Here is a 12,197-nt window from a genome sequence, read left to right on the forward strand (position 1 = left end):
CTCATAACCGGTAGGTCCGGGGTTCGAGTCCCTGAAGGTCCACCATTTTTGGGGGTATAGCTCAGTTGGGAGAGCACCTGCCTTGCACGCAGGGGGTCAGGAGTTCGAATCTCCTTACCTCCACCATTAAAGCTATGAACAAAGTTCATAGCTTTTTTTATTTATAAAATAAAAGATTTTTTATCTAAGATATTAATAATAAGGTCATTTATGATAAAATTTCATATTGATTATTTAGTAAGATTTTAAAAAATTGTTGTAATTTTAGAGTCATGTTCTAAAAATGACTCTAATTTTTGTATTTTTTAATATTATAGATGTTAAAAAGTTTTAAGTAGGAGTAGAAGAAATAAAGATTTAATGTAATTAAAAATAATTAGAGTAATAATTGAGTAAATATGTGCAAACTACGTTTAAAGTATTTTTACAAAAAATAATGCATAAATACTTATATTTTATAGAAAATAATCATGTTTTTATTTATAATTATTTATGAAAGTTAAATTTTGATTATTGTTATAAGTTTTATATTAAGAGAATCTAAGGAGTAGTAATAAGCTCAAGATAAAGTAATAAGATAGTATTCTATAAGTAAGTATTTTATTTATATATACTTTAAATTAAACTTATTAAAATAATTTTTAAACTTTAGCGATTTAAAGTTATATAGTTATTTTTGTTAGAATTTCTTTAGATGATTAAAGTGCCATTTAATGTGAATTTTACTTAAAGCTTTATACTACAATGGAGAAAGGTATGGTATTTAAATTTTAATTGGGATTATATATCTATATAAAATTATTGAAATAGTATAAACTAATTTTTGTATAGTTAAAGTTAATATTTTGGATTTATTTGCTTTTAGGAGGATTAAAAATGGAAAAACCTAAATTAAAAAAGGAAATAGGATTGTTTACTGCTACAGCTTTGGTGGTTGGTAATATGATGGGGTCTGGGATATTTATGCTTCCAGCCAGTTTAGCCATTGTATCTGGTCCTGGTTCCACTATAATGGCTTGGTTATTAACAGGATTAGGTTCTTTGGTATTAGCATTAACATTTGCTAATTTAGGCTCAAAGATTCCTAAGACAGGAGGAACTTATGAATATTCTAGATTAGCTTACGGAAACTTTATGGGATTTATGACTGCATGGCTTTACTGGAATGGATCTTGGATTGGAAATGCAACTATTTTTATAGTTATTACTACTTATTTAGGTGAAGTTATAACAGGCTTAACTAATTCACCAATAGCAGGTTTCTTATTTTGTTCAGCTATTTTATGGATTTGTACATATATAAATATAAGGGGAACAAAGCTAGCAGGTAGAGTAACTTCAGTAATAACTGTTTTTAAAGTTTTATTATTTATATTCTTTATAGTTATTGGATTGATTTACTTTGATCCTTCAAACTTAACACCAATGTTTCCACAAGGAAAAGGTATTTCAACTGTTCCTGTAGCAGCTTCTTTAACTTTATGGGCATTTATGGGCTTAGAAACTGCATCTGTAGCAGGAGGCGAAATAAAAGATCCTGAAAAGAATGTTAAGAGAAGTACTATACTTGGTATGTTAATTAGTACTATTTTATATATATTAATAAGTGTTGTAGCTATGGGAGCTATGAGTCAAAATGAATTAGCGTCAAGTACAGCACCTATTTCTGATATAATAGTTAAAGTTTTAAATTTAAAGAGTTTAGATTTATTAAATATAGCTATAGCTATTAGTATTTTAGGAACTGCTATAGGATGGTTATTATCAACTGCTAGAGTAGGATATGCTGCTGGAGAAGATGGAATTTTCCCTAGCATATTTGCTAAGGTGCATCCTAAGTATAATACACCACATGTAGCATTAATAATAGGTAGTATATTTATTAATATTATATTCTTAATGAACTTTACTAAAGGTTTAGCAGGAGCATATAACTTTATAGTTGTATTAGCTACTTTAAGTTACTTACCAATATATGCAATATCTACTATTGCAGAAATAATACTTATGGTTAAAGAAGATAAAAAACCTACTTTTAAAAAACACTTAGGTTTAATAATAAGATGTTTAATAGGTTTTGCTTTTGCAATTTGGGCAATATATGCTTCAGGAGCTGAAATTGTAATGTATGGATTTATTCTAATATTACTAGGAGTTCCGATTTATGGTTATATGAGCATAAAAAAACACTTCCGATAAATTGAACTTTGATATTTAACAAATTTGTTATGTAATGTTGACTAATTTATTATATAATAAATATAAGTTTTGAAATTGGTGTTATATTATTTATGGTACAGAAAATTGCGTGGGGAGTGTATTGGGATGGCAAAAGTAGAAGCTTTAGAAGAGGAATTAGTTGAGTTAAAACTTAAAAAAAGAAATTTCATTTTAGCCAATAAAGATACAAAAGAGATTGATAATCTTATAAAAAAATTAGAAGAAGAAATTATGAAAATTAAATCAAAGGATTGATATTTGAAAGCTATGAAAGAGTAATTACTCTTTCATAGCTTTTTTTTATAAAAACTCTTTAACAATATGAAATTTTTAAATATTGTTTTGGTAAAAAAATACATTTAATATATTAATATATTATGTGGTTTATTTTTGAGATATTTATTTGATAACAATTTAATTAAAAAATTAGTTTTGAGTTTATATAAATAATATTTTTTATTTATATTACAAAGGGAAAGGAGAATTATGATGACTTTATCAGATTTAAAAGATGAGAAATTAGAGAAACAGCCTGTTGGATTTAAAAAAAAACAAAAATATAAAACAGAATTAAAAAATAAGATTTTTAATAAAGAAGATTTATACTTATTTCATGAAGGAAAAAATTATAATGCGTATAGTTTTATGGGAGCTCATTTTACTAGTGAAAATAGAAAACGAGGAGTAAGGTTTACTGTATGGGCTCCAAGAGCAAAAAGTATTTTTTTAGTTGGTGATTTTTCGAACTGGGAGCTAAAAGAAGAAAATGAATTTAAGAGAATAAATGAAGCAGGAATTTGGAGCATCTTTGTATCTAGATTCAAAGATGGGAGTAAGTATAAGTATCATATTGAACATGAAGATGGAAAGGTGGTATTAAAGGCTGATCCTTATGGCATTTATTCAGAGGTAAGACCTAATACTGCTTCTGTTTTATGTGAAAAAACTAAAATAAGATGGACGGATAAAAAATGGTTAAATAAAAGAGAAGAGACTAATTATTTTGAAAGTCCTATCAATATATATGAATTACATCTTGGTTCATGGAAAAGAAAAGAAGAGGATGAGTTTTTATCTTATGATGAACTTAGCAGAATTTTACCTAAGTATGTTAAGAAAATGGGATATACTCATGTTGAATTTATGCCATTAAATGAGCATCCATTAGATGCTTCTTGGGGATATCAAGTTACAGGATATTATTCAGTAACAAGTAGATATGGAGGTATTAAAGGATTAAAAAGGTTAATAAATGCTCTTCATAAGGAGGATATAGGAGTTATTTTAGATTGGGTGCCAGGTCATTTTTGCAAGGATATACAAGGATTATATATGTTTGATGGTACACCAACTTATGAGTATGAGCAAAATTGGAAGGCTGATAATAGAGGGTGGGGAACTTTTAATTTTGATTTAGGAAGACCAGAAGTAAAGAGTTTCTTGATTTCTAATGCTTTTTATTGGATAAATGAATTTCATATAGATGGATTAAGAGTTGATGCAGTTTCTAATATGCTTTACTTAAATTATGGAAGAAATCATGGAGAGTGGATTCCTAATATATATGGAGGAAATGAAAATTTAGAAGCTATTAAGTTTATAAAAGAGTTTAATGATGCTATAAAAAACTATAGCAAAGGAGTTATTACAATTGCAGAAGAATCAACAGATTGGGCTAATGTAACTAATGATTCTAAATATGGTGGCTTAGGATTTGATTTTAAATGGAATATGGGATGGATGAATGATACTCTAGAATATAATAATTTAGATCCTATATATAGAAAGTATAATCATAATAAATTAACTTTTCCTATGATGTATAATCATTCAGAAAAGTTTATATTACCTATATCTCATGATGAAGTTGTTCATGGCAAGAAATCTCTTATAGATAAAATGTGTGGGGATTATTGGAATAAGTTTGCTAATTTAAGGGCGTATATGGCATATATGTATGGTCATCCAGGTAAAAAACTTATTTTTATGGGATGCGAATTTGGTCAGTTCATAGAATGGAGAGAATATGAAGGACTTGAGTGGAAATTAATTGATAAATTTGAAATGCACAGAAAAACTCATAATTTCTTTAAGGATTTAAATAACTTTTATAAAAATACTCCTGAGCTTTGGGAATTAGATTATGATCAGGATGGATTTCAATGGATTGATGCTGATAATAATGAACAAAGCATATATATTTTTATAAGAAAAAGTAAAAAAATAGAAAAATATAAAATATTTGTATGTAATTTTACTCCAATGGTTTATTATGATTTTAATATAGGAGTTCCTGAAGAAGGAGTTTATAGAGAAGTTTTTAATACAGATAAAGAAGAATATGGTGGTTCTGGACAAGTTATTAAAGAAAACTTATTCTCAATAGAAGGGTGGTGCCATAATCAACCATATACTTTAACTATAAAAGTTCCACCAATGGCAGTAGCTATTTTTGAAAGAATAATTGATAAAAAAGAAACGGAAAAAATAGAAAAACAAGATAAATATATTGAATAAAAGATAAGAGGGAAGATATTTTATTTGGAGGGGTTAAAGTGATAAGAGTTTTATTTGCAACATCAGAGGCAAATCCATTTATAAAAACTGGAGGACTAGGTGATGTAATGGGAGCATTGCCTAAAGAGCTTAGAAGAAAGGGAATAGATGCAAGAGTAATTTTACCCAAATATAGTGCTATAAAAGGAAACTTTTTAGAAAAGCTTAGTTTTAAAAAATGGTTTATGGTTCCTGTTGGCTGGAGAAAGCAATATTGTGGAATATATGAGTGTGAATGTGATGGGGTTATATACTATTTATTAGATAGTGAGTTCTATTTTCATAGAGACGGTTTATATGGTGAAGGTGATGATGATGAAAGGTTTGCCTTCTTTGATAGAGCTGTTTTAGAAACCTTAAAAGAGATTAATTGGTGTCCAGATATAATTCATTGTAATGATTGGCAAACAGGAATGATACCAGTTCTTCATAAATTAGAGTATTCTAAAGATCCATTTTATAAGGACATTAAGACTGTGACTTCAATTCATAATCTTTTATTCCAAGGAAATTTTTCAGCGGATATTTTACCAGAACTTTTTGGATATGATTATGAACCAATAATAAATGGTAGCTTAGAGTTTTATGGTGGAATGAGTTTTATGAAGGGTGCTATAAATTATAGTGACAGGATTTTAACTGTAAGTGAAACTTATGCCAAGGAAATTCAAACTCCTTACTTTGGAGAAAATTTAGATGGGTTATTAAGAGAAAGAGAATATGCATTAAAAGGAATAGTAAATGGTATAGATTATGACGAATTTAATCCTAATAATGATAGTTTAATAGTTAAAACTTTCTCAGTACAAAATATAGATGATAAAGTATTAAATAAATTAGCTCTTCAAAAAGAATTAGGCTTACCGATAAATGAAAATATACCCATGATAAGCATTGTATCTAGACTTACAAATCAAAAGGGATGTGACTTAATAGTTAACATAGCACATAAATTACTTCAAAGAAATGTTCAACTTGTTATATTAGGAACAGGTGATTATAATTATGAAAATCACTTTAGAGGCTTACAAGAGATTTATCCAACTAAGGTATCGGCTAATATAAAGTTTGATAATGTATTAGCTCATAGAATATATGCATCTTCAGATATTTTTTTAATGCCATCACTATTTGAACCTTGTGGACTTGGACAACTTATAGCATTAAGATATGGTGCTATTCCAATAGTTAGAGAAACAGGTGGATTAAAGGACACAATTCATCCATATAATAAATATAATGGAATAGGAAATGGCTTTAGTTTTACAAATTATAATCATAATGATTTGATGTATGTTATTGAATTAGCTTTAGAAACATATGATAATAAGGAGATTTGGAGATCACTGATTGTTCAAGCTATGGATTCTGATAATAGTTGGAATAAGTCAGCACAAAAATATAAGGAATTATATGAAGAATTAATAAAGTAGTTTTAATCAAGTTTGTAGGAGGCGAGTATATGCTATCTATAAATAAGGAAACTTTTAAGAGAGATTATAAAAAAAAATTCTTAGAACTTCACGATATAGAAATTGATGAAGGACAAACTGCTCATAAGTATGAGGCACTTGGTAGCTTAGTTAGAGATTATATTGCCAAAGATTGGATAAATACCAAAAAAAAATATGAGAATTTAAAACAAAAACAAGTTTATTATTTTTCTATGGAGTTTTTATTAGGAAGGCTTTTAGGAAATGCTTTACTAAACTTAGGTATAAGAGAAATATGCATGGAAGCTTTAAATGAATTAAACATTAATCTAGAAGAATTAGAAGAGTTTGAAAGTGATCAGGGGTTAGGAAATGGTGGATTAGGTAGATTAGCAGCATGTTTCTTAGATTCAATGGCTTCTTTAAATATAGCTGGACATGGATGTGGCATAAGATATAAATATGGATTTTTCAATCAAAAAATAATTGATGGATCACAGGTGGAAACTCCAGATAGTTGGCTTAGAAACGGAAATGTATGGGAAGTTAAAAAAACAGATAAAGCAGAAATAGTTAAGTTTGGTGGAAATATTAAGTGTGAAAACATAAATGGTAGGTTAACTTTTACTCATGTAAATTATGAGCCAATATTAGCAGTTCCTTATGATACTCCTATTGTTGGATATGAAAATAATGTAGTAAATAATTTAAGATTATGGAGTGCAGAGCCAGTAGATAATGAATTTGATTTTTATTATTTTAATAGAGGTGAATATCTAAAGGCAATAGAATATAGAAATTCTATTGAAGCTATATCACAGGTTTTGTATCCAGATGACTCAATGTATGAAGGAAAACTTCTTAGATTAAAACAACAATATTTCTTTGTGTCAGCAGGGCTTCAAAGTATAGTTAGACATTATAAGAAAAATGGTGGAAAAATAGAAGAGTTTGATGAATATATTGCTATTCATATAAATGATACTCATCCTACATTAGCAATACCAGAGCTTATGAGAATTCTATTAGATGAAGAGGGTCTTTCATGGGAGAGTGCTATGAGAATAACTACAAATACAATATCATATACAAATCATACTATTTTATCTGAAGCTTTAGAGAAATGGCCAATAAATATGTTTAAGAACCTTCTTCCTAGAATATATATGATAGTTGAAGAAATGAATGAAAGATACTGTGCTGAACTTTGGCATAAGTATATTGGTCAATGGGATAAGATTTCTAAGATGGCTATAATAGGAGATGGCTTTGTTAGAATGGCTAATCTTGCAATAGTAGGTAGCCATAGTGTAAATGGGGTTGCAAAATTGCATACAGAAATACTTAAGAAAAAAGAGATGAGTGATTTTTATTATCTTTATCCAAGTAAATTTAATAATAAAACTAATGGAATAGCGCATAGAAGATGGCTTCTAAAAAGCAATCCTGAACTTACTAAGCTTTTAAAAGAAACAATTGGAGAAGGGTTTATAAAGCATCCTACAGATATGGAAAACTTTGAGAAATATATTGATGATGATTATGTTTTGAAAAGGTTAGGAGAGATAAAAAGGAAAAATAAAGAGAATTTATCTAAGATAATTTTTAATATCCAAGGAATTAAGGTTGATCCAAATTCAATTTTTGATGTGCAAGTTAAGAGAATACATGCATATAAACGTCAGACTTTAAATTGTTTAAGAATAATGGATCTTTATAATAAGTTATTAGAAAATCCTAATTTAGATATAGCTCCAAGAACCTTTATATTTGCAGGTAAAGCTGCACCTGCATATTATTTAGCTAAAAATACTATTGAATTAATAAATGCTGTTGCAAAGAGAGTAAATAATGATAAAAGAATTAATGGGAAAATAAAAGTAGTTTTTTTAGAAAATTATAGAGTTTCTCTTGCAGAAAAGATAATTCCAGCTACAGACTTAAGTGAACAAATCTCAACTACAACTAAGGAAGCTTCAGGTACTTCTAATATGAAGTTTATGATGAATGGTGCAGTTACCATAGCAACTTTAGACGGAGCTAATATAGAAATAAGAGATGAAGTTGGAGATGACAATATTGTTATTTTTGGATTAACAGAAAATCAAGTTCTTGATTATTACTCTAGAGGTGGATATTCAGCTTGGGATATAAGAAATAATGATAATAGGTTAATTAAAGTTACAGATGATTTAATAAATGGAGCTTACTTTAATGATAGGAATAAGTTTAGAAGTGTATATGATAATTTATTAACCTATAATGATGAGTTTTTTGTATTAAAGGATTTTGATTCATACTTAAAAGCGCAGGATAAGGTAGATTTACTTTATAGAGATCATAGAGAGTGGCAAAGAAAATGTGGAGTAAATATAGCACATTCAGGTATATTTTCTTCAGATAGAACCATAGCTGAGTATGCTACAGGAATATGGGGTTCAAAAGTAATATATAAAAATTTATAGACTTTTATAATAATTTATAATTCATAAAAGGCTTTATCAAAACTATAATTCTGTAAAATTATTGAGAAAGCTCTTAATAAAAATAACCAGTAGAAATTTAATTTTCTACTGGTTTTATTTTTTATACATTGCTAAGTTTAAGTTTAGAGTGAAAAGATTATTTAAAAGTTTTTTTGAGATTATATAGTAAATAATGAAATTTAAATAATAGCTAAATGTTTTAGATTAGGGCTAGTGTTTTGAAATTAGATGTAGAAGATTAACTACTATATAAATTAATTTCTATAACCAATTATATTGATGGTGATAAAAGAAATATAAAATTTTAACTAATTAGAGGTATTTTCTAAGTAAAAAAATCATATTAATCCATATATGGAGGTGGATAATATGATAAGAACAATAGTATGCAAAAGAGAGGGATGTAATGGAAATGCTTTTTATATAAATAGTCATGATGGTGAAATGAGTGTTGTATGTAAAGAGTGTAATAGTGAGTATAAGTATGAAATTGAGAATAATTCATTTTTGATGTTATCTACTTGCTCAAGTTGTAATAATGATACTTTTAAGATTTTTAAGGATACTGAGAGTAATACTATATATGCAAAATGCATTGTTTGTGGAAATCCACCAGAAAATATTTTTGTTGATGCTGATGGAAATCAAGTATCTTATGAATCTAAAATTTTAAATGATGTAAAGGATATTGTTTATAGGATTGAACAAAGAATAAGCAATCTTGAACTAGATGTTGAAAATTTAGGAAGTGGTCAAGTATTGATAGAACAATCTATGGCATATATAAATCAATTTTTATCAGAAAGCAAATAAATTATTAGAAAAATAATTTAATATTCTTATTTTTGACATTAATATTTTTTATTAGTGTTTAAATTAAAGAAAAAGATTTTATTTTATTAATATTTTGTTTGAGTGATAGAAAGAAGAGAGATTTTTAGTACTCTTTGTTATTAAATTTATAATTATGCTATAATTTATATAACATTTAATGGGGTTAAAGGTATATATTGGAGGGGTAACTTGTGTCAAAAAAAGAGATAGTTGCAATGATATTAGCTGGAGGTCAAGGATCTAGACTAGGTGTGTTAACTAAGAATCTAGCAAAGCCAGCAGTTCCTTTTGGAGGGAAATATAGAATAATAGACTTTCCTTTAAGTAATTGTTCTAATTCAGGTATTTATACTGTTGGAGTTTTAACACAGTATAAGCCTTTAAAATTAAATGAACATATTGGTATTGGTGATACATGGGATTTAGATAGAAGAGATGGAGGGGTAAGTATATTGCCTCCATATCAAAAAGAAAAAGGTGGAGATTGGTATAAGGGCACTGCCAATGCAATATATCAAAATATTGAGTTTATTGAAAGATATAATCCAGAGTATGTACTTATTCTATCAGGAGACCATATTTATAAAATGGATTATGATAAAATGTTAGAAATGCATAAGCAGAAAGAAGCAGATGCTACTATAGCAGTAATAAATGTTCCTATAAATGAGGCGAGTAGATTTGGAATAATGAATACAAATGAAGATTTATCAATATATGAGTTTGAGGAAAAGCCAGAACATCCAAAGAGTACAAATGCTTCAATGGGAATATATATTTTTAATTGGAAAGTTTTAAAGAAGTTTTTAGAAGATGATGAATTAGACCAAAATTCAAGTAATGACTTTGGAAAAAACATAATTCCTAAAATGTTAAGTGCAGGTAAAAGACTTATAGCTTATCCATTTAAGGGGTATTGGAAAGATGTTGGAACTATAGAAAGTCTGTGGGAAGCTAATATGGATTTATTAAATCATGAAGATGAATTAAGTCTTTATGATAGTGAATGGAGAATTTATTCAGCCAATCCTGTTAGACCTGCTCAATTTATTGGAAAAGATGCAGAAATAAAGTCTTCATTAACAGTTGAAGGATGTATAGTTCATGGTAAAGTAGAAAATTCAGTTTTATTCCAAGGTGTTTATGTAGGAGATGGAGCTATAGTTAAAGATTCTGTAATAATGCCAAATACGAGAATTGATGATGAGGTTATAATAGAAAAAGCTATTATAGGTAGTGAAGCTATTGTAGGTAAGGGGTGTAAAATAGGTAATGGAGATAAAATTTCAGTTATAGCATCTAAAGAGATTGTTATAGGAAATAAAGAAATAATTAAAGAATGTGCTATTGTAAAGTAAAAATATGTATATGAGAGGAGGAATGGTTCATGCATAATTGTATAGGTATAATAAATTTAGATGAGAATGAAAGTAGGGTTGGAGACTTAGTAAAAAATAGACCTTTAGCAGCAGTACCTATTGCTGGAAGATATAGAATAATTGATTTTATACTTTCTAATATGACTAATGCAGGAATAGAATCTTTAGGTATTTTAAGCAAAAATAAATCACGTTCATTAGTAGATCATTTAACTAATGGAAGACCATGGGATTTACACAGAAAAAGAGATGGGTTAAGAGTATTTAACTTTGGTGAAAGAGATCCATATTACGACGATATAACTAATCTCTATGAGAATTTAGATTTTTTAACAAAAAGTAGAAGAGAATATGTTATTATATCACCATCATATATGATTTGTAATATAAATTTGAAGGAAGCTTTAGAATATCATAAAAAAAATGATAATGATGTTACAGTAATATATAAAAAAGTTAAAGATGCAGATTCTAATTTTATTGATTGTGATGTTTTAAATTTTGATGAAAGTGGACTTATAAAAAGTATAGGAAAAAATTTAGGGAGAGAAGAGGAAAGTAATATAAGTATGGAAATGTATATATTAAGAACAGATCTTCTCATAGAAATAATATATGAATGTATAAGACAAGGGGCACATAGAAAGTTTAAGAGCTATTTAAATGAATTCTTAGGTCAAATGAAAGTTAAGGGATTTGAATTTAAAGGTTATTTAAGTTGCGTTAATTCACTAAAATCTTATTATAAAGCTAACATGGATTTATTAGATGAGAATGTGTATAAAGAATTATTTATAAATAATAATCCTATATACACTAAATCTAGAGATGAAGGTCCAACCCATTATACTAAAAATAGTGAAGTAACTAATTCAATAATAGCAAATGGTTCTTATATTGAAGGGAAAATAGAAAATTGTATAGTTGGAAGAAGAGTTTATATAGGCACTGATGCAATTGTTAAAAATTGTATCATAATGCAAGAAACTGTTATAGGTGAAAATGCCTATTTAGATAAAATAATAACAGATAAGGCGGCTGTAATAAGAGATGATGAGAAAATAATAGGTCTTGACTACTGCCCTATGGTTTTAAGTAAACTTAATATACTATAAACTTGCAATAAATCATAGCATCCTTTAAATTTAATTTATACAAATGTAGAAAAGGAGATGCTATGGATAATAAAAGAAAAAGAATAATTGCATGGAGTTTAATTATATTCTGGATGGCTTTTATATTTTTTATGTCTAGTCAGCCAGGAGAGGTTTCTTCTAAACAAAGTAATT

The 12,197-nt window shown here is 27.6% G+C and carries 8 protein-coding genes and 1 tRNA gene; all 9 read left to right on the forward strand.

From position 1 onward, the window contains the following. Positions 1-50: 50 nt before the first annotated feature. The 9 genes from Q1J60_RS08340 (at position 51) to glgD (ending at position 12,023) form a co-directional block, all read left to right on the forward strand. Positions 51-126, forward strand: a tRNA-Ala gene (locus tag Q1J60_RS08340). A gap of 750 nt (positions 127-876) precedes the next feature. Further along, positions 877-2,199 (forward strand): APC family permease, encoded by a 1,323-nt coding sequence (locus tag Q1J60_RS08345; protein WP_300260741.1) that lies wholly within the window; start codon positions 877-879, stop codon positions 2,197-2,199. Between the two features lie 126 nt (positions 2,200-2,325). After that, positions 2,326-2,475, forward strand: a complete 150-nt coding sequence (locus tag Q1J60_RS08350; protein ID WP_300260744.1) for a hypothetical protein — start codon at positions 2,326-2,328, stop codon at positions 2,473-2,475. Between the two features lie 234 nt (positions 2,476-2,709). Beyond that, positions 2,710-4,737, forward strand: coding sequence for a 1,4-alpha-glucan branching protein GlgB (gene glgB, locus Q1J60_RS08355; protein ID WP_300260747.1), 2,028 nt, complete (start codon positions 2,710-2,712; stop codon positions 4,735-4,737). 41 nt (positions 4,738-4,778) lie between these two features. After that, positions 4,779-6,209 carry a glycogen synthase GlgA gene (gene glgA, locus Q1J60_RS08360; protein ID WP_300260760.1) on the forward strand — a complete coding sequence of 477 codons (1,431 nt, stop codon included), beginning with the start codon at positions 4,779-4,781 and terminating at the stop codon, positions 6,207-6,209. Positions 6,210-6,238: 29 nt separating this feature from the next. Further along, positions 6,239-8,674: a glycogen/starch/alpha-glucan phosphorylase gene (locus Q1J60_RS08365; RefSeq protein ID WP_300260749.1), complete on the forward strand. Its 2,436-nt coding sequence runs from the start codon at positions 6,239-6,241 to the stop codon at positions 8,672-8,674. Between the two features lie 390 nt (positions 8,675-9,064). Next, positions 9,065-9,508, forward strand: coding sequence for a hypothetical protein (locus Q1J60_RS08370; protein WP_300260752.1), 444 nt, complete (start codon positions 9,065-9,067; stop codon positions 9,506-9,508). A gap of 212 nt (positions 9,509-9,720) precedes the next feature. Beyond that, the gene (locus tag Q1J60_RS08375) at positions 9,721-10,887 is read left to right on the forward strand and encodes a glucose-1-phosphate adenylyltransferase (protein WP_300260755.1); all 1,167 of its coding nucleotides are present in this window, start codon (positions 9,721-9,723) and stop codon (positions 10,885-10,887) included. A gap of 29 nt (positions 10,888-10,916) precedes the next feature. Continuing rightward, on the forward strand, positions 10,917-12,023 hold the full coding sequence (glgD, locus tag Q1J60_RS08380; RefSeq protein WP_300260758.1) for a glucose-1-phosphate adenylyltransferase subunit GlgD: 1,107 nt from the start codon (positions 10,917-10,919) through the stop codon (positions 12,021-12,023). Positions 12,024-12,197 lie beyond the last annotated feature (174 nt).

Source organism: Clostridium sp. (assembly GCF_029258205.1).
In the GTDB taxonomy this organism is placed as follows: Bacteria; Bacillota; Clostridia; order Clostridiales; family Clostridiaceae; genus Sarcina.